This is a genomic window from Kribbella sp. NBC_00709 (assembly GCF_036226565.1).
Classification (GTDB): domain Bacteria; phylum Actinomycetota; class Actinomycetes; order Propionibacteriales; family Kribbellaceae; genus Kribbella.
On the sequence record NZ_CP108996.1, the window covers coordinates 532,789 to 550,639 of the forward strand.

The window sequence follows — 17,851 nt, forward strand, 5'->3', positions numbered from 1 at the left end:
GCGCATGTCAAGACCGAGACGGCTCAGCAACGACAATCCGCGGATGCTGCCCCGCGACGGCGAGGTCGTAGCGGGCCTGGACGCGCCAGCCACGGGTGAGTTGGGCGCCCTGGGTTTCGCTGAGGATGGCGACCACCCGGCCTCCTGGGCGTAGCGCCCGGCGCCACTGGCGCGCGTACGGCCCGAGCTCGCCGATGCTCAGCCGAACGTCCCACGGCGGATTGGTGACGATCCGATCGGCGCTCCCGTCCAACCGCCCCGCATCCGCCAGGCACCACACGACCCCACCGACGCCCGCCGGTGCCGCACCCACCCTCGCGCCGGCAGCCTCCGCGGCGCCTGCCTGGCCCGCGCCCGCCTCGCGCGCGTTCGCGTTTGCGGCGTTCGCCTGTGCCGCGGCGAGCGCGCCGGGATCACGGTCGATGCCGACGTACTCGGCCTGCGGCTCGACGGCGTGTGCTTCGAGCAGCACCGTCCCGGCACCGCAGAACGGATCGAGCACTCGATCACCTGCTGAAATGCCGGCGAGACGCGCCATCGCGGCGGCGACGGGCGGATGCAGACTCCCCCGGACAGTCCGCGTCCGCCACGCCCGCCGATGCAGCGGTACGGCGTACGGCCGCAACCCGACCCACAACGTCTTCCCGTCCAGCACGACCCGCCACTCGGCCCGCTCAGCCGGCGGTACGACGCCGTACCGGCGCGAGTGGTACTGCCCACCGGTGAGCCCGGCGATCCGCGTGCCCACCAGGTCCTCGATGTCGAAGCGGTTGTAGTTCCGCACTCCGACGAACGATGCGGTCACCGCGAACGTGCGTCGATCGCCCGGCGCCGAGCCCAGCGCCCGGCGAAGAGCATGGACCACCCCGGTCAGCGCGGCCTTCGTGCGACCAGGGTCCGCAACCGCGGCGTACACGACGAACCAGTCGTCCGCCAACCGCGGCGACGACACCACGCCGGACGCAGGCTCGATGACAACCTGCCGCCTGCCGACCTCGACCACCCGATGCCCGGCAACCGCCAGCTCCTCGGCCGCCAGCCCTTCCAACCCCGCCACAGTCCGCACCAGCACAAGCCCAGAGGGCATGGAGAATCTCCCGGATAGCACCCGGGAACAACCAACCGGTCACTCCCGCATCGCTGACCGCGGGAAACCTCGAACAGGCCAGCGGAAGCTAGCCGGCGCGGTAGAAGTATGTCTCCATGGCGGAGATGATGGCACGGGCCGGAGGCGGCCGCCTACCGAATTAGAGGTAGGTCTGGGTGCTGGGGGGTGCGGATTCCATCCAGGCCAGGACGCCGGTGAGGGCTTCTTCGGTCATGGCGAAGTGGACGCTGCGCTCGTGCAGGTCGGCGTCGACGATGACGTGGCCGGCGTACGTCACGAGGGGCTCGTTGCCCATCGGGCGGCGGGTGGTGATGCCGTCGAGCTGGCGGCGGTTGACGACGAGCTTGGGCCACCAGGCGAGGCTGAAGACGCGAAACCACTGCAGCTCGTCGCCGACGTAGCGGGCCAGGCCGAGGGCCCAGCCGCGGCCGTGCTCCTTCTCGGCGAGCTGCAGGCTGCAATCAAAAGTTCCGCCGTCCCTGGACAACCAGCGACGGCGGAACGCGACAAGCACGATGAACAGTACGGCGGCAAGCAGACAGACCCCGACGACATCGAGGACTGTCCTCATACCTTGCCGACCCTTTCCGGTGCCCGATGTCCGGCACACCCCGGGCACCGGAGGAGAACCGTACTGTCAGTGACGATATTTGATTATGGCAGTGCGGTCAGGACGTCTGCTCGGCGGCCCGGACCCTGGCCTCGGCGAGTCGCACCTCGTCGGCGTCGGCGTCGGCCAGACCGGCCGCCATCGCCTCCTCGAGCTCGCGCCGGGCCTCTTCCAGGTCGATGTCGTGACCCATCTCGGCGTTCTCGGCCAGGATCGAGACCCGGTCGTTCGCCACCGAGATGAACCCGTCCGGCGCGGCCGCGACGAAGTACTCGCCGTCGACGGTCCGCACCTGGACGGTGCCGCCCTGCAGCAGGCCCAGCAGTGGCGCGTGGCCGGGCAGGATGCCGACGTCGCCGTCCGTGGTCCGGGCGATGACGATCTTCGCCTGCCCCTGCCAGACCGTCCGCTCGGCGGCGACCAGCGCCACCTCCAAGTGGTCAGCCATCAGTTTTCCTTCTGCAGCTCGGTCCACTTGCGGTCGACGTCGTCGAGCGAACCGACGTTGAAGAACGCCTGCTCGGCCACGTGGTCGTACTCGCCCTCGGTGATCTTCTTGAAGGACTCGATGGTGTCCTTCAGCGGCACGGTCGAGCCCGGGATGTTGGTGAACTTCTCCGCCATGTAGGTGTTCTGGGAGAGGAACTGCTCGATCCGGCGCGCCCGCGCGACGGTGATCTTGTCCTCTTCGGAGAGCTCGTCCACACCGAGGATGGCGATGATGTCCTGCAGTTCCTTGTTCTTCTGCAGGATCTGCTTCACCCGGACGGCCACGTCGTAGTGCTCCTGGCCGATGTACTGCGGGTCGAGGATCCGCGACGTGGAGGTCAGCGGGTCGACGGCCGGGTACAGACCACGAGCGGCGATGTCACGCGAGAGCTCGGTGGTCGCGTCCAGGTGCGCGAACGTGGTAGCCGGCGCCGGGTCGGTGTAGTCGTCGGCGGGCACGTAGATCGCCTGCATCGAGGTGATCGAGTGACCGCGGGTCGACGTGATCCGCTCCTGCAGCACGCCCATCTCGTCGGCCAGGTTCGGCTGGTAACCGACGGCGCTCGGCATCCGGCCGAGCAGCGTGGAGACCTCGGAACCGGCCTGGGTGAACCGGAAGATGTTGTCGATGAACAGCAGGACGTCCTGCTCCTTGACGTCGCGGAAGTACTCCGCCATCGTCAGCGCCGACAGCGCGACGCGCAGCCGGGTGCCCGGCGGCTCGTCCATCTGGCCGAACACCAGCGCGGTGTCCTTGAAGACGCCGGCCTCTTCCATCTCGTTGATGAGGTCGTTGCCCTCACGGGTCCGCTCGCCCACGCCGGCGAACACCGACGTACCACCGAAGTTGTGGGCGATCCGGTAGATCATCTCCTGGATCAGAACGGTCTTGCCGACACCCGCACCGCCGAACAGGCCGATCTTCCCGCCCTGCACGTACGGCGTGAGCAGGTCGAGCACCTTGATGCCGGTCTCCAGCATCTCGGTCTTGGACTCGAGCTGGTCGAAGGCCGGCGCCTTGCGGTGGATCGGCCAGCGCTCGGCGATCTCGAACTCGGACTCGTCCTGGTTCAGGCACTTGCCGGTGACGGACCAGACGCGGCCCTTGGTGACGTCGCCGACCGGGACAGAAATTGCCGAGCCGGTGTCGCGCACCTCGGCGCCGCGGACCAGGCCGTCAGTCGGCTTCATCGAGATCGCGCGGACGATGTTGTCGCCGACGTGCAGCGCCACCTCGAGGGTGATCGTCTGGGTCACGTCGCCCAGGGTGATGTCCACCTCGAGCGCGTTGTACATGTCGGGCATCGTGTCCGCAGGGAACTCGACGTCGACGACCGGGCCGATCACCCGGGCGACGCGACCGATGCCGGTGGCACCCGCCTCGTTGTTCTTCTCGGTAACCGTGGCAGTCATCTCTCTCACTCGCTCCCGGCGCTCGCGTCGGCCAGCGCGCTGGCGCCACCGACGATCTCGCTGATTTCCTGGGTAATTTGCGCCTGCCGGGCCTGGTTCAGGTCCCGGGTCAGGCTCTCGATCAGGTCCTGCGCGTTGTCGGTCGCAGACTTCATCGCCCGCTGCCGGTTGGCCAGCTCGGAGGCCGCCGCCTGCAGCATGCAGTAGTGGATCCGGCTGGCGACGTACTTCGGCAGCAGCCCGTCGAGCACCTCTTCGGCGGACGGCTCGAACTCGTACAGCGGCAGCACGTCGTCGGCCGGCGGTGCCTCCTCGCCCTCGACGACCTCCAGCGGCAGCAGCCGGATGACGTCCGCGCGCTGGGTCAGCATCGACACGAACCGGGTGAAGACGATGTGGATCTCGTCCACGCCGCCCTCCTCGGTCGGGGTCAGGAAGGACTCGATCAGCGCGTCGGCGATCTCCCGGGCCCGGGCGAACGACGGCGCGTCGGAGTCGCCGCTCCACGACTGCGCGACCTCACGCTGCCGGAAGGCGTAGTACGCGATGCCCTTGCGGCCGCTGAGGAAGGAGACGATCTGCTTGTCGTCCTCGCGCAGCAGCTGGTGCAGCCGCTCCCCTTCGCGGATCACGTTCGCGGAGTACGCACCGGCCTGACCGCGGTCGGAGGTGATCAGCAGAACGGCGGCCCGCTTCGGGTTCGGCTTCTCGGTGGTCAGCGGGTGGTCGACGTTCGAGAACGTCGCCACCGCCGACACCGCGCGGGTGAGCTCACGCGCGTACGGACCGGCCGCCTGGGCGCGTTGCTGCGCCTTGACGATCCGGGACGCCGCGATGAGCTCCATCGCGCGGGTGAGCTTCTTGATCGTCGAGACCGAAGCCTTCCGATCGCGTAGCTCCCGCAGGTTGGCCGGCATCGGTCAACCCCTCTTCTGCTTGACGATCTGCTCCTGCTCGACGTCCTCTTCGTCCATCGCCTCGGCCTCGGCCTCGGTCCCCAGCAGGGTGCCCTCGGAGGTCTGGAACGTCGGCTTGAACGCGTTCAGCCCGTCGGTGACGGCCTGCGCCTCGTCGTCGCCGAACAGCCCGGACTCGCGGATCGCCTCGAGCACCTTGCTCTCGCGGCGCAGGTAGTCCAGGAAGTCCCGCTCGAAGCGGAGCACGTCGTTCACCGGCACGTCGTCGAAGTGGCCCTTGGTGCCGGCCCAGATCGAGACGATCTGGTCCTCGACCGGGTACGGCGAGTACTGCGGCTGCCGCAGCAGCTGGACGAGCCGCTGACCGCGGTCGAGCTGCCGGCGGGAGGTGGCGTCGAGGTCGGAGGCGAACATCGCGAACGCCTCCATCGCGCGGAACTGGGCCAGGTCGATCTTCAGCGAGCCGGAGACGTTCTTCATGCCCTTGACCTGCGCGGCGCCGCCGACCCGGGAGACCGAGATACCGACGTCGATGGCCGGGCGGATGTTGGCGTTGAACAGGTCCGACTGCAGGAAGATCTGGCCGTCGGTGATCGAGATGACGTTGGTCGGGATGAACGCCGAGACGTCGTTGGCCTTGGTCTCGATGATCGGCAGACCGGTCATCGAGCCCGCGCCGAGCTCGTTGGACAGCTTCGCGCAGCGCTCCAGCAGCCGGCTGTGCAGGTAGAAGACGTCACCCGGGTACGCCTCGCGGCCCGGCGGGCGGCGCAGCAGCAGCGACATCGCGCGGTACGCCTCGGCCTGCTTGGTCAGGTCGTCGAAGACGATCAGCACGTGCTTGCCCTGGTACATCCAGTGCTGGCCGATGGCCGAGCCGGTGTACGGCGCGACGTACTTGAAGCCGGCCGGGTCGGACGCCGGGGAGGCGACGATGGTGGTGTACTCCATCGCGCCGGCCTCTTCGAGCGCGCCGCGGACGGCCGCGATCGTCGAGCCCTTCTGGCCGATGGCGACGTAGATGCAGCGGACCTGCTTCTCCGGGTCGCCGGACTCCCAGTTCGCCTTCTGGTTGATGATCGTGTCGATCGCGATCGCGGTCTTGCCGGTCTTGCGGTCGCCGATGATCAGCTCGCGCTGGCCGCGGCCGATCGGGATCATCCCGTCGATCGCCTTGATGCCGGTCTGCAGCGGCTGCCGAACCTCCTGGCGGTCCATCACGCCGGCCGCCTGCAGCTCCAGCGCGCGGTCGCCCTCGAGGCCCTGGATCTCGCCCAGGCCGTCGATCGGCTTGCCCAGCGGGTCGACGACCCGGCCCAGGTACCCCTCGCCGACCGGCACCGACAGCACCTGACCGGTACGGCGGACCTGCTGGCCTTCCTCGATCCCGTCGAACTCACCGAGAACGACGACACCGATGTCGCGGACGTCGAGGTTCAGCGCGATACCCCGGGTGCCGTCCTCGAACTCGAGCAGCTCGTTGGTCATCGCCGAGGGCAGGCCCTCGACGTGCGCGATACCGTCACCCGCGTCGACGACGGTGCCGACCTCTTCGGCGGCCGTCTCGGCCGGTTGGTACTCGGTGACGAACCGATCCAGGGCGTCCCGGATCTCCTCCGGCCTGATCGTGAGCTCAGCCATTGTGTTTCCTGCTTCCTTGACCCTTGCTGGCCTGTTGTGGCTCTAAAGGCTTTCCCGACCCTTAGCGCCGCTGTATGTCGTTAAGGGGGTTCAGCCCGCGATGCGCCGTTGCGCTTCGTCGAGCCTGGCCGCGATGGTTCCGTCGATCACTTCGTCGCCGATGTCCACCCGAACGCCGCCGACCACGGTCGGGTCGACGATCACGTTCAGCTGGATGTCCCGGCCGTACTGCCGTCCGAGCGCCGTCGCGAGCCGGGTACGTTCGGCCTCGCTCAGGTCGGTTGCCACCCGCACGGTCGCGATGCTGGCGTTGCGCCGGGCCGCCGCAGCGACCTGGTACGACCGCATCGCGGCGGCGAAGCTGCGGCCCCGGCCGTCCACGGCACGCTCGGCCAGCCGCACCGTGACGGCGTCGGCCTTGCCCTGCAGCAGTCCGCCGAGCAGCTGCTGCCGGGCCGCCACCGGGATGTTGCGGTCGCTGAGCGTGTCGCTCAGTCCCCGCTCGGCCGCGACGATCCGGTCCAGCCGGAACAGCTCGTCCTCGACGTCGTCCAGCTTCCGCCGGCCGTCCGCGAACGCGACCTCGGCCTGGATACTCAGCTGGTCCAGCGCATCCGCGAGATCGCGGCTGCTGACCCAGCGGCCGACTGCGGCGGCGGTCAGGATCTCCAGCGCCTGGGTGGAGATCTTGCCGCCGAACAACTGCTGCACCAAGGCGACCCGGCCGTCCCGCGGCCGGGCCGGATCGGTCAGCGCGCGCCGGAGCGCGCCCGTGCCGTCCAGCAGCCTGGCGATCGAGAACAGCTCGCCGCCCAGCCCCTCGGTCACGGTCACGCCCGCCAGGGCCTCCGCGGCCCGGGCGAGTGACACGTTCGACGCGCCGCGCATCAGCCGTCCGTTCCGACGGCCTGGCGCGCCGACTCCGACGCCTCGAGGTCGGCCAGGAAACGCTCGACGGTCCGGCGCTGACGCGCCTCGTCCTCGAGCGACTCACCGACGATCCGGCCGGCCAGGGAGGTCGCCATCGTGCCGACCTCGCTGCGCAGCGAGGCGACCGCCTGGGCCCGCTCGGCGTCGATCTGGGTGCGCGCGTGCGTGACGATCCGCTCGGCCTCGGCGTTCGCCTGCTCGCGCATCTCCGCGATGATGGCCGCACCCTGCTCGCGGGCGTCCTCGCGGATCTTCGCAGCCTCCTGGCGAGCGTTCGCCAGCTGCGCGGTGTACTTGTCCAAAGCTGCCTTCGCCTCGGCCTGGGCCTGCTTGGCCTCTTCCATCCCGCCCTCGATGGCCGCGGTCCGATCGGCGTACGCCTTCTCGAACTTCGGGACGACGACCTTGGCGAAGAGAATGGCCAGCAGGACCAGGAAGACGAAGCCGAAGATGATCTCGGCGGTGTGCGGCAGCAGCGGGTTCACGTCCTCACCGGCTGCCTCGCTGAGCGGTAGCACCAACGTCGTCATGTCTGCGTCCTGTCAGTCAGTCCGGAAAGGGGTCAGCTGGCCTTGAAGACGAAGGCGAGCGCGATACCGATGATCGCCAGAACCTCGGTGACGCCGAAGCCGATCCACGCGATCGACTGCAGCTTGCTCTGGGCCTCCGGCTGACGCGCGGTGCCGTTGATGACGGCAGCGAAGATCAGACCGACGCCGACGCCCGGGCCGATGGCGGCGAGGCCGTAGCCGAGGACTGCGATGTTGCCGGCAATCTCGAGAGCCATTTCAGGTGTTTCCTTTCGGTACGGATAGGGACTATCCGGGTTTCCGTTACTACGGGTCAGAGGGGGGTACTGCGGATCAATGGTCGTCGGCGATGGCGCTGCCGATGTACTGCGCGGTCAGCACCACGAAGATGTAGGCCTGGATGCACTGGACGAACAGCTCCAGCCCTCCGATCGCGAAGCCCATCAGGAAGGTGACGATGCCGACACCGGCGAGCAGGATCTTGCCGGACTCGAACACCATGTACTCGCCGCCGAGCACGAAGACCAGCAGCAGGATGTGACCGGCGAACATGTTCGCGAACAGCCGCAGGCTCAGCGAGATCGGCCGGACCAGGATGTTCGAGATGAACTCGATCGGGATCATCAGCGGCATCAGCCAGACCGGCACCCCCGCCGGCATCGTCTGGTGCTTGAAGTAGCCCCAGGGGCCGTGCTTCCTGATCCCGACCGCGTTGTAGATGACCCAGCTCATGATCGCGGCCACGTACGCCCAGCCGATGTGGCTGAAGGTCGGGAACTGGATCAACGGGATCGTCGCGGCCACGTTGTTCAGCAGGATGAAGTAGAACAGGCCGCACAGGTACGGCACGTACTTCATGTACTCCGCGCTGCCGATCGCGTCGCGGGCGATCGAGTTGCGGACGAAGTTGTAGCCGAGCTCACCGGCGAACTGCAGCTTGCTCGGGACGATGGCTGCCTTGCGGGAAGCACCCCAGTAGAACCACACGATCACCACGACGGACAGCGCGGCCACCAGCACAGGCTTGGTGAACCAGTCCACGCCGTCGATGATCGGCGGGGTGTTGAAGTTCTGTGGACCGGGTGCGATGAACTCGGTCGGAACGCCGGCGGTCACCGGGTCTCCTCTCGCGTCGTGCTCAAGTCGGACGCCTTGTATGTAAGGGCAGGGCGGCTCAGGGCATGGCGGTCAACAACGTCAGACCCGGTGCGGATCGCGCCGAACCCCGAGGGGGTCAGGACTTTCCGTACCGGAAGTGCAGCATCAAGATGGTGAGCCCGGCACCGAGGACGATGCCCACCGGAAGCAAGAATTCGGTGCCGAAGAGGCGATCCAACCCGAACCCGATGCCCCCGTAGACCAGGACACCGCCGATCAAGTAGGACAGGACCCGCCAGCCGTCGCCCGAATTCGGGGGTGATGGCTTCGGATCCTGATGCTCGCTCATTGGCACCAGAAACGTACCAGTTACGAACAGATGCGGTCACATCGGGGCCCGTAATCTCCACCACAGCAGGGAAATCGTTACGTAGGGTGCTCATGCGGTCACCTCTTTGTCGAGGTCGTAGATCGGCACCCGGAGCCGCGACCAGGCCCAGATCTCGCCGGCCATCCAGCCCATCACGACGACCAGGGCGACCAGGCCGAGCACGGTCAGATTCACGTGCCTGGCCAGGCTGTCCGAGCTCAGCGCGATCGCGAGCAGACCGCCGAAGAACGCGATCCGGCCGGTGTAGCTGGCCATCGCGACGGCGAGCTGCATGGTCGGGGACGTCTTGCGGGACAGGTGCAGCGCGAACAGGCCCGCGCCGGAGAAGACGATCACCATCAGCAGACCGAGCAGCGCGCCCCAGAGGCCGGCCAGACCGGCCGCCACGGCGGACACCGCGGTCGCGTTGACTCCGACGACCAGCGCGGCGATCAACGCGCCACGCAGCATTGCCAGCGCCGGGTGCTTTGTCGCTTGTCCGGCGGGCTTCGGGCTGTGGTCCTTGGGAGCCATCTGGTGGTTCCGTCCTGCAGGCGAAGCTGGCTCGCGGCCAGTTCGTCGGGTGGGCGGGGTCAGGGGTGTCGCTGTTCTTTGCTGGTGCTTGTGAAAACTAGCACAAAGTCTGCACAGTCAGCAAAACGAGGTTCCCTCCCGCTGTACAGGCACACCTTATCGGTAGGCCACGCGGGTGAGTGGTCTGGTGCCCGCAAGCGGGGATCAAACCTTGGCGAGCGGTTTCCGCGAACGTCTCGGGAGACCGGTCGTGAGCAGCACCGCGGTGACCGCGACGGCCAGCACGATCAGGGCCGTCCACCAGTACAGAACCAGGCCGAGGACCACGACGCCGTACGCGATCAGGGCGGTCCAGAGGTACATCAGCAGGACGGCCCGGCGGTGCGAGTGGCCGCGTTGCATCAGGCGGTGGTGGAGGTGCTGCTTGTCGGCCGCGAACGGCGACCGGCCGGCCTTGGTACGGCGGATGTAGGCCAGCGTCAGGTCCAGCGCCGGGATCGCGAGGATGGCGATGGGGAGAACCAACGGCAGCAGTGCGGGCAGCAGGCTCGAGCCGCCGACCTCGTACGGGACCGCGTTCGGGTCCATCTGGCCGGTCAGGCTGATCGTCGACGCGGCCAGCATCAGGCCGATCAGCAGGGCGCCGGAGTCGCCCATGAACACCCGTGCGGGGAAGAAGTTGTGCGGCAGGAAACCGAGACAGGCGCCGGCCAGCGCGACCGTGATCAGGGTCGATGTGGTGGCGCGGTCGAGGTTCTCGTGCACGTTCAGCAGATACGAGTAGATGAAGAACGCGGTCGCGCCGATCGCGGTGACGCCGGCCGCGAGACCGTCCAGCCCGTCGACGAAGTTCACCGCGTTGCACGACACCAGCAGGATGCCGGCGGTGAGCACCGCCAGCTGCGCGGGCGACGGCGAGATCACGCCGCCGGGCAGCGGGAGCCAGTACAACTGGATGCCTTGGACAACGAGTACGCCGACCGCCAGGACCTCGCCGGCCAGCTTGGTGATCGCGTCCAGCTCGTACAGGTCGTCGACCACGCCGACCGCGCAGATCACCACACCGCCGACCAGGATCGCGCGGGCGTCGTGCGCGACCTGCAGGCTGTTGCCAAGGAACGGCAGGCTGGAGGCGACCGCGAAACCGGCGATCAGCCCGCCGAGGATGGACAGTCCGCCGAAGTACGGGATCGGGACCTTGTGCACGTCCCGGGCCCGGACCTTGGCGACCGCGCCGTACCGCAGCGCGATCTGCCGGGCCACGCCGGTCAGCAAGAAGGTCGTGGCCATCGCCACGAACAGGACCAGCAGGTACTCGCGCACTAGGTCATGTCTCCTGACTCCACGCCGTAGCGAGCAGGTGCTCGGCGCGGTAGCTCGGCGTGCGGGGGCGAAGGGTTAGATGCGGAGCATCTTGCCCTTTGCACTCGTGCGGCGAGATGCCGTGCCGAGTGCCGCGCAGTAGGCGTGGGGTCAGGAGACATGGCCTTAGTCCGCAGGCCTCACATCGGGGTCGGTGGGCTTCTCGTCATCCGTCTCGGACTTGGACGCCTCGACCGGCTCTTCAGTTGGCTTCACTTCGCCGACCGGCTCGGCGTCGTCTTCCGGCTCGGCGTCGGCGGCTGGCTCGGCATCGGCGGCCGGCTTGGCTTCTTCGTCCTGTGCGGTGACCTCGGGGACGACGGCGCGCAGTTGCTCGAGCGTGAGCGCGCCGAGGCGGACCACTCGCGGGGTGTCGCCGGTGATGTCGACGATCGTGGACGGCTCGCCGCCGCTCACCTGACCACCGTCCAGGTAGACCGCGACCGACTCCTGCAGCTGCTCCTCGGCGTCGTACACGTCCATGGCGGCCGGCTGACCGGACTTGTTCGCCGAGCTGACCGCGAGCGGCCCGGTCCGGGACAGCAGCTCACGGGTGTTCTCGTGGTCGGGCACCCGCAGTGCGACGGTGCCCTGAGTCTCCCCCAGGTCCCACATCAGCGAGGTCTGCGCGTGGCAGATCAGCGTCAGCGGCCCGGGCCAGAACTCCTGCGCGAGCTTGCGGCCGTCGTCCGGCACGTCGGTGGCGAGCGCGTCCAGCGACTCGACCACCGAGATCAGCACCGGCGGTGGCATGTCCCGCCCACGGCCCTTGGCGTCCAGCAGCCGCTGGACGGCGTCGGCCTTGAAGGCGTCCGCGGCGATGCCGTACACGGTGTCGGTCGGCAGCACGACCAGGTCGCCGGCCTCGATGGCGTCCACAGCCGCGCGGTACGCCGGTGCCAGTTCGTCCCCGGTGAAGTCGAAGCGCTCACTCACGGGGTGAATCGTGCCACTCACGCGGGCCCCGGCCCTAACCGGGTCGATACTGACAAACGAATGTCAGCTTTGCACGCGAACGCGCCTCGCACTTCATAAGATCCCCGTCATGACTGTATTCAATTGTCGCGACTCCCTCGCGACGGGTCACGGGGCTCTAACTCCCGGCCTTCCCTCGTCGCTCCGGTCGCTTCGCTCCCTCCGCTCCTCAGTCCAGGCCGGGAGGCCCCATGACCGCGTCGCGTGAGTTCCTCGCCGGGTTGCCGAAGGCCGAGTTGCATGTCCACCACGTCGGGTCCGCGTCCCCGCGGATCGTCGCCGAGCTCGCCGCCCGGCACCCGGGATCGCCGGTGCCGGCCGATCCGGCCGCGTTGACGGAGTACTTCAAGTTCAGCGACTTCGCGCACTTCATCGACATCTACCTGTCGGTCGTCGAGCTGATCAAGACACCCGAGGACGTCCGGCTGCTGACCTACGAGATCGCCCGCGAGATGGCCGAGCAGCAGAATCTGCGGTACGCCGAGCTGACCGTCACGCCGTACACCTCGGTGGTGCGCGGGATCGCGGCCGAGGCGTTCTGCGCGGCGATCGAGGACGCGCGGGTGGCGGCCGAGAAGGAGTTCGGCCTGGTGCTGCGGTGGATCTTCGACATCTCCGGTGAGGCGGGGATCCCGGCCGCCGACGAGACGCTGCGGATCGCGACCAAGATCCGTCCGGAGGGGCTGGTCGGGTTCGGTCTGGGCGGGCCGGAGATCGGCGTACCGCGGCCGCAGTTCCAGCCGCACTTCGAGGCGGCGATCGCGGCCGGGCTGCGCAGCGTTCCGCACGCGGGTGAGACGACCGGGCCGGAGACGATCTGGGACGCGGTCCGGGTGCTGAAGGCCGAGCGGATCGGCCACGGTACGTCGACGATGCAGGACCCGGCCCTGGTCGAGTACCTGCGCGAGCACCGGATCCCGCTGGAGGTCAGCCCGACGTCGAACATCGCCACCCGCGCGGTCGCGTCGTACGACGTCCACCCGCTGCGCGCGATGGTCGACGCCGGGCTGGTGGTCACGATCAACTCCGACGACCCGCCGATGTTCGGCACCGACCTCACCAACGAGTACGTCGTCGCGTCCCGGCTGCTCGAGCTGGACGCGACCGGGGCCGCCGAGCTGGCGAAGACCGCCGTCCGGGTGTCGTTCGCCGACGACGCGATCAAGGACTCGCTGCTGACCGAGATCGACGCCTACGTGGAACAGAACAAGGAGTAGCTGCCAAACTATCCACCGTGACGGATGACCTGCGGCTGGACCTGCTGGGCCCGCTGCGCGGTTGGGCGGGTGCCCGCCGGCTCGATCTCGGGCCGATCCGTCAGCAGACCCTGCTCGCCGTCCTGGCGTTGCGGTCGAACCAGGTGGTCTCCGCGGACGAGCTGGTCGAGCTCGTCTGGAGCGATGCCCCGCCGTCGACCGGCGCCAAGATCGTTCCGCCGTACATCTATCGGCTGCGCAAATTGCTGCCGGAGGGCGTGCTGGTGCACACGCGGGACGGGTACAGCTTGCGGCTCGCACCGGATGCGCTGGATCTGGAGCGGTTCGAGACCCTGATCAGTGCGGCTCATGCGGGTCGGGACAAGGATGTGGCCGCCGCGCAACTGTCGGAGGCGCTGGGGCTGTTCACCGGCGAGCCGTTGACCGGACTCGCCGGGCACTACCTCAGCGTGCAGCGGCACCGGCTGACCGAGCGTCGGCTGAAGGTGCTCGCCGAGCGGATCGAGCTGGATCTCGAACGCGGCCGGTACGGCGATCTCGTGCCGGAGCTGGTCGCACTGGTGGAGGAGGACCGGCTGCGAGAGCAGTTCGCCGGGCAGCTGATGCTGGCGTACTGGCGCAGCGGCCGGATCTCCGAGGCACTCGACACGTACACCCGGACGCGGCACGAGCTGATCGAGCAGCTCGGCGTGGAGCCCGGTCCGGAGCTCCGGGCGATCCACGAGCGCATTCTGCAGAACGACGAGTCGGTGGCTCGTCCAGCGGTGCGAGACGAGCTGCCGTACGACGGTGCGGCGTTCGTCGGGCGTGACGACGTACTGGCGCAGGTGGTCGATGCGCTGCGCACGGGAGGCCCTGCGGTCGTTGCGATCGACGGTATGGCCGGCGTTGGCAAGACTGCTCTCGCAGTGCGCGCTGCACGTCAGTTGGCCGAGGTGTACCCGGACGGTCGGCTCTTCATCGACCTGCACGGGTACACCCCTGGGAACGAGCCGGTGTCGGCGTTGCAGGCGCTGGATCGCTTGCTGCGCACGCTGTCCGTCCCGGCTGAGCGCATCCCGGCCGACCTCGAGGAGCGGGCTGCTTTGTGGCGGTCCGAGTTGGCCGGCCGGCGCATCCTCGTCGTACTCGACAATGCACCGGATAGCGCGGCAGTGCGGCCTCTGCTGGCCGGTGGTCCGCGTTGCGGCGTACTGGTGACCAGTCGGCGGCAGCTGACCGGTCTGGACGCGACTGCGCGGGTTGCACTCGACGTACTGCGGCCGGAAGACGCGCAGGAGTTGCTGGCCGAGATCGTCGGGCCGGACCGCGCTGGCTCTGCGGGCGCTGCTGCAGCGGTGGTGAGTCAGTGTGGTCATCTGCCGCTGGCGATCCGGGTCGCTGGCTCGCGACTGCGGCACCGGCCGAGTTGGACGATCGAGCACCTGAGCAAGCGACTCGACGCCGAGGACAGGCGGCTCGCCGAGCTCAGCACGGACAGCGGTGGGGTCTCCCCCGCGTTCGCCTTGTCCTACGAGCATCTGCCGCCGGACCAGCAACGCCTGTTCCGGCTGCTCGGCGCGATGACCGGACAGGACATCGAGATGTACGCCGCTGCCGCACTGGCCGATGTGGGCGTGGTCGAGGCAGAGGACCTGCTGGAGCAGCTCGTCGACGCGAATCTGCTGCTACAGCTGCGTCCTGGGCGTTTCCAGTTCCACGACCTGCTGCGGCAGTACGCCCGGACGCTGGCGCCGGAGCCGGACGCAGTGCGGCGTTTGCTGGACTACTACCTCTCTGCGACCGCAGAGGCGAGTGCGGCGATCTTCGGGAGTCGGCTGCACCCACTGCCGGAGCCGGCCACGGTCAGGTTGCCCGAGTTCGCGTCGGTGGCCGATGGACTGGCATGGATCGACACCGAGGGAGCCAACGTGCTGGCGACGATTCGGTACGCAGAGTCGAGTGGTGCGCTGGAGCACGCGTGGCGGACCGGTCTCGCGGTGGCGTCGTGCTTCTTCCACCGCGGCCGCGTGGACGAGCTCGACGAGGCGCTGGATCAGGCCTTGCGTGCGGCAGTGCGTGACTCGGATACCGAAGCAGAGTCCCGGGTGTTGCTGTCGATCGGCAGCCTGGGGCGCTACCGCTTCGGTGCGGAGGAGAGTCTGCGGACGCTGGAGGAGGCGCGGGACAAGCTGCCGGAGAGTGCGGACCTGACCCTGCGCGCCCGGTTGCTGGCCTCGATCGGCTACAGCCTGGCGAAACTGCGTCCGGACGACCACGCTCTCGCCGTACTCGACGATGCCCTGGAAGCGTCCCGGAAGGCCGACGACCGGAGCATCGCGGCGCGGGTGCTGGCCTATATCGGCGTGGCGTACAGCGATCGGCTGGAGTTCGCGCAGGCGTTGACGGCCTATCAGGAGTCACTGGCGCAGGGCGATCCCGGCGTACGGCCCGAGGTGCTGAACGGGATCGGTGAGTGCCTGCTCGAGTTGGACCGCGTGGACGAGGCCATCACTGGGCTGACGACAGCGCGCGACCTCGGGATCGAGCGCGGGGCCGACTACAGCCTGATCTACAGCTACGCCTTCCTCGGTACGGCGTACGCGCGGCGGCAGCAGTGGACCGGAGCGATCGACGCCGGACGGCAGGCGGTGGAGCTGGCGCAGGACAGCGGCTCGACGCAGTCGCAGCAGAACGCGTACGTGCGGCTCGCCGAAACACTGCTGGCCAAGGGCGATCTCGCCCGGGCGCGGCCGCATTTTGCCCGGGCGATGGAGCTGGCGGTCAACGACGGACAGGAGTCCATGATCTCCCGCGCGGCCGGTGGGCTCGCGCGGACCAGCCCCGCCGCCTGAGTGTGTGGTTCTCTGGTGCGATGCGGAAAGGGTGTGGGGCGCTGGCCGTCGTACTGCTGTGTCTGGCCGGCTGCAGCGACACACCCGCACCGGTCAGCTCGCCGTCACCAACGCCTGTCCGCACCACACCGACGCCACCTCCCCCACCCGCAGACGGTGATCTGCCGCGGGGCGGGCGCGTGATCTTCCCGAAGTACCAGCTGGTCGGGTACGTCGGGCTGCCGGGATCGCCCGCGCTCGGACCGCTGGACAAAGACCTCGACGCGAAGGCGGCCGAGCTGGAAACGCTGTCGCGTGCGTACGCGGCCGGCCGGACACCGCAGCCGGTGCTGGAGCTGATCGCCGTGGTCGCGAAGGGGTCTCGCGGCAAGGACGGGCTGTACCGCGGGCGGCTGCCTGATTCGGCGATCGAGGAGTATCTGACGGTCGCGCGGAAGCACAAGATGCTGCTGCTGCTCGACATCCAGCCGGGGCGGGCGAAGATCCTGCCGGAGGCGAAGCGGCTGGAGCGGTGGCTGAAGGAGCCGGACGTCGGGCTGGCGTTCGATCCCGAGTGGGCGGTCGGTCCGGGGCAGGCGCCGGGGCGGGTCTTCGGGCATACGACGGGCGTGGAGCTCGACAGCATCGCGGCGTACCTGTCGGGGTTGGTGCAGGCGAACGACCTGCCGGAGAAGGTGTTCGTGTTCCATCAGCTGTCGACGCGGATCGTCAGCAGCGAGAAGGCGCTGACGGCACATCCGGGGGTGGTGACGATCAAGTCGGTCGACGGGATCGGCGCACGCACGGACAAGCTCAAGACGTGGACCAAACTCACCACGAGTCTGCCGCCGGCTGTGCATGCCGGGTTCAAACTCTTCTACACCGAGGACACCCGGCACGGTCCGCTGATGACGCCGCCACAGGTGCTGGCCCTGAAGCCGCGCCCCGAGCTGGTGATCTACGAATGATCTCCATCGCCTTCGCCAACGTCGCCGGTGGTCGCTTCGTCGACTCTTCCGGCAGCTACGTCGACGCGGACCGTACGGCGGACTTCGCGCGGGCGCTGGCGGGGTTGCACCCGGATGTGCTGATCGTGACCGAGCTCGACCCCGACGGCGACCAGCTCGAACGGCTCGCCGCGGCGGCGATGCCGGAGGCGTTCGTCGTGCGGCAGAAGTTCTCGGACTCGCACATTCCCGGGGTGGCACATCTGGGGGTGGGGATCGCGTCGCCGTACCCGCTGGTCGAGCTGGACCGGATCGTCCTGCCGGACCCGCCGATCGACTTCCTGCACTGGCGGACAGGCAAGCCGCTCGATCCACATCCCAAGGGGTTCGTGGTGGCACGCGGCGACTTCGGCGCGCTGGGCGAGATCGACATCGTCGGCGGCCAGGTGTGCCCGATCCATATGTTCCGCAGCGCGGCAGGGGTCGAGTACACATACCGCGACGGGCCGGGCCGGCAGTACGGCGAGCAGATGACAGCGTACCTGCGAGACGAGCTTGCGACCCGTGGTGTGCGGCGCGCAGTCATCGCAGGCGATCTGAACATGCCGAACCCCGGCGACTTCTTCAGCCAGCTGGACCTGGTCGACGCGTTCGGCGATCCACCACCGGCCACCACCCCGGACGGCCGCTCGATCGACCGCCTGTTCTCCACCCGAGACTTGGTCGCCCACGACGTCGAGGTGCTCCAACTCCCCGGCGCCGATCACTATCCCGTCGTCTGCCGCGTCGATCGCCGGCAACCCTCAGCATCCGCGCCTGGCCGCATCCGAGCACAGGATCTGGCCCGGCCACCCGCCGGCCCGATCTCCCGCCGCGGAGGTCTCAGTCGCGGTTGAC

Annotated in this window: 18 protein-coding genes; 4 read left to right on the forward strand and 14 right to left on the reverse strand. The window is 68.6% G+C overall.

Annotation, left to right across the window (positions count from 1 at the left end):
- Positions 1-7: 7 nt before the first annotated feature.
- The 14 genes from OHA18_RS02490 to OHA18_RS02555 form a co-directional block, all read right to left on the reverse strand.
- Positions 8-1,087 carry a methyltransferase domain-containing protein gene (locus OHA18_RS02490; RefSeq protein WP_329001878.1) on the reverse strand — a complete coding sequence of 360 codons (1,080 nt, stop codon included), beginning with the start codon at positions 1,085-1,087 and terminating at the stop codon, positions 8-10.
- Between the two features lie 160 nt (positions 1,088-1,247).
- Positions 1,248-1,679: a DUF2550 domain-containing protein gene (locus OHA18_RS02495; RefSeq protein ID WP_329001879.1), complete on the reverse strand. Its 432-nt coding sequence runs from the start codon at positions 1,677-1,679 to the stop codon at positions 1,248-1,250.
- Between the two features lie 97 nt (positions 1,680-1,776).
- On the reverse strand, positions 1,777-2,166 hold the full coding sequence (locus OHA18_RS02500; RefSeq protein ID WP_329001880.1) for a F0F1 ATP synthase subunit epsilon: 390 nt from the start codon (positions 2,164-2,166) through the stop codon (positions 1,777-1,779).
- A complete protein-coding gene (atpD, locus tag OHA18_RS02505; protein ID WP_329001881.1) occupies positions 2,166-3,620 on the reverse strand; it encodes a F0F1 ATP synthase subunit beta in 1,455 nt (484 codons plus the stop codon). Before atpD ends, OHA18_RS02500 begins: the two co-directional genes overlap by 1 nt.
- Before the next feature lie 5 nt (positions 3,621-3,625).
- The gene (locus tag OHA18_RS02510; protein WP_329001883.1) at positions 3,626-4,537 is read right to left on the reverse strand and encodes a F0F1 ATP synthase subunit gamma; all 912 of its coding nucleotides are present in this window, start codon (positions 4,535-4,537) and stop codon (positions 3,626-3,628) included.
- A 3-nt stretch (positions 4,538-4,540) separates the two neighbouring features.
- Positions 4,541-6,178: a F0F1 ATP synthase subunit alpha gene (gene atpA, locus OHA18_RS02515; protein ID WP_329001884.1), complete on the reverse strand. Its 1,638-nt coding sequence runs from the start codon at positions 6,176-6,178 to the stop codon at positions 4,541-4,543.
- Between the two features lie 90 nt (positions 6,179-6,268).
- Positions 6,269-7,066 carry a F0F1 ATP synthase subunit delta gene (locus tag OHA18_RS02520; RefSeq protein ID WP_329001886.1) on the reverse strand — a complete coding sequence of 266 codons (798 nt, stop codon included), beginning with the start codon at positions 7,064-7,066 and terminating at the stop codon, positions 6,269-6,271.
- The gene (locus OHA18_RS02525; protein WP_329001887.1) at positions 7,066-7,638 is read right to left on the reverse strand and encodes a F0F1 ATP synthase subunit B; all 573 of its coding nucleotides are present in this window, start codon (positions 7,636-7,638) and stop codon (positions 7,066-7,068) included. The genes OHA18_RS02520 and OHA18_RS02525 overlap by 1 nt, the downstream gene beginning before the upstream one ends.
- Before the next feature lie 32 nt (positions 7,639-7,670).
- The gene (atpE, locus tag OHA18_RS02530; RefSeq protein ID WP_130448646.1) at positions 7,671-7,895 is read right to left on the reverse strand and encodes an ATP synthase F0 subunit C; all 225 of its coding nucleotides are present in this window, start codon (positions 7,893-7,895) and stop codon (positions 7,671-7,673) included.
- 76 nt (positions 7,896-7,971) lie between these two features.
- A complete protein-coding gene (atpB, locus tag OHA18_RS02535) occupies positions 7,972-8,754 on the reverse strand; it encodes a F0F1 ATP synthase subunit A (RefSeq protein WP_329001889.1) in 783 nt (260 codons plus the stop codon).
- A gap of 118 nt (positions 8,755-8,872) precedes the next feature.
- A complete protein-coding gene (locus tag OHA18_RS02540; RefSeq protein WP_329001891.1) occupies positions 8,873-9,085 on the reverse strand; it encodes an AtpZ/AtpI family protein in 213 nt (70 codons plus the stop codon).
- 90 nt (positions 9,086-9,175) lie between these two features.
- Positions 9,176-9,640, reverse strand: coding sequence for a hypothetical protein (locus OHA18_RS02545; protein WP_329001892.1), 465 nt, complete (start codon positions 9,638-9,640; stop codon positions 9,176-9,178).
- 204 nt (positions 9,641-9,844) lie between these two features.
- On the reverse strand, positions 9,845-10,963 hold the full coding sequence (locus OHA18_RS02550; RefSeq protein WP_329001893.1) for a glycosyltransferase family 4 protein: 1,119 nt from the start codon (positions 10,961-10,963) through the stop codon (positions 9,845-9,847).
- Between the two features lie 165 nt (positions 10,964-11,128).
- A complete protein-coding gene (locus OHA18_RS02555; RefSeq protein WP_329001894.1) occupies positions 11,129-11,938 on the reverse strand; it encodes an L-threonylcarbamoyladenylate synthase in 810 nt (269 codons plus the stop codon).
- Between the two features lie 230 nt (positions 11,939-12,168).
- On the opposite strand from OHA18_RS02555, the gene OHA18_RS02560 reads away from it, so the two are divergent.
- The 4 genes from OHA18_RS02560 to OHA18_RS02575 are packed head-to-tail and all read left to right on the forward strand — an operon-like array spanning position 12,169 to position 17,850.
- Positions 12,169-13,194 (forward strand): adenosine deaminase, encoded by a 1,026-nt coding sequence (locus OHA18_RS02560; RefSeq protein ID WP_329001896.1) that lies wholly within the window; start codon positions 12,169-12,171, stop codon positions 13,192-13,194.
- Between the two features lie 17 nt (positions 13,195-13,211).
- Positions 13,212-16,028: an AfsR/SARP family transcriptional regulator gene (locus OHA18_RS02565; RefSeq protein ID WP_329001897.1), complete on the forward strand. Its 2,817-nt coding sequence runs from the start codon at positions 13,212-13,214 to the stop codon at positions 16,026-16,028.
- Positions 16,029-16,048: 20 nt separating this feature from the next.
- On the forward strand, positions 16,049-16,975 hold the full coding sequence (locus OHA18_RS02570; RefSeq protein ID WP_329001898.1) for a hypothetical protein: 927 nt from the start codon (positions 16,049-16,051) through the stop codon (positions 16,973-16,975).
- Positions 16,972-17,850, forward strand: coding sequence for an endonuclease/exonuclease/phosphatase family protein (locus tag OHA18_RS02575; RefSeq protein ID WP_329001899.1), 879 nt, complete (start codon positions 16,972-16,974; stop codon positions 17,848-17,850). Before OHA18_RS02570 ends, OHA18_RS02575 begins: the two co-directional genes overlap by 4 nt.
- Position 17,851 lies beyond the last annotated feature (1 nt).

Excerpts from the sequence above, each read along its gene's own strand:
- OHA18_RS02520 (WP_329001886.1), bottom strand. The coding sequence starts at position 7,066 with ATGCGCGGCGCGTCGAACGTGTCACTCGCCCGGGCCGCGGAGGCCCTG.
- OHA18_RS02510 (WP_329001883.1), bottom strand. The coding sequence starts at position 4,537 with ATGCCGGCCAACCTGCGGGAGCTACGCGATCGGAAGGCTTCGGTCTCG.
- OHA18_RS02570 (WP_329001898.1), top strand. The coding sequence starts at position 16,049 with ATGCGGAAAGGGTGTGGGGCGCTGGCCGTCGTACTGCTGTGTCTGGCC.
- OHA18_RS02495 (WP_329001879.1), bottom strand. The coding sequence starts at position 1,679 with ATGAGGACAGTCCTCGATGTCGTCGGGGTCTGTCTGCTTGCCGCCGTA.
- atpD (WP_329001881.1), bottom strand. The coding sequence starts at position 3,620 with ATGACTGCCACGGTTACCGAGAAGAACAACGAGGCGGGTGCCACCGGC.
- OHA18_RS02525 (WP_329001887.1), bottom strand. The coding sequence starts at position 7,638 with ATGACGACGTTGGTGCTACCGCTCAGCGAGGCAGCCGGTGAGGACGTG.
- OHA18_RS02575 (WP_329001899.1), top strand. The coding sequence starts at position 16,972 with ATGATCTCCATCGCCTTCGCCAACGTCGCCGGTGGTCGCTTCGTCGAC.
- OHA18_RS02540 (WP_329001891.1), bottom strand. The coding sequence starts at position 9,085 with ATGAGCGAGCATCAGGATCCGAAGCCATCACCCCCGAATTCGGGCGAC.
- atpA (WP_329001884.1), bottom strand. The coding sequence starts at position 6,178 with ATGGCTGAGCTCACGATCAGGCCGGAGGAGATCCGGGACGCCCTGGAT.
- OHA18_RS02545 (WP_329001892.1), bottom strand. The coding sequence starts at position 9,640 with ATGGCTCCCAAGGACCACAGCCCGAAGCCCGCCGGACAAGCGACAAAG.
- OHA18_RS02490 (WP_329001878.1), bottom strand. The coding sequence starts at position 1,087 with ATGCCCTCTGGGCTTGTGCTGGTGCGGACTGTGGCGGGGTTGGAAGGG.
- atpE (WP_130448646.1), bottom strand. The coding sequence starts at position 7,895 with ATGGCTCTCGAGATTGCCGGCAACATCGCAGTCCTCGGCTACGGCCTC.
- OHA18_RS02500 (WP_329001880.1), bottom strand. The coding sequence starts at position 2,166 with ATGGCTGACCACTTGGAGGTGGCGCTGGTCGCCGCCGAGCGGACGGTC.
- OHA18_RS02560 (WP_329001896.1), top strand. The coding sequence starts at position 12,169 with ATGACCGCGTCGCGTGAGTTCCTCGCCGGGTTGCCGAAGGCCGAGTTG.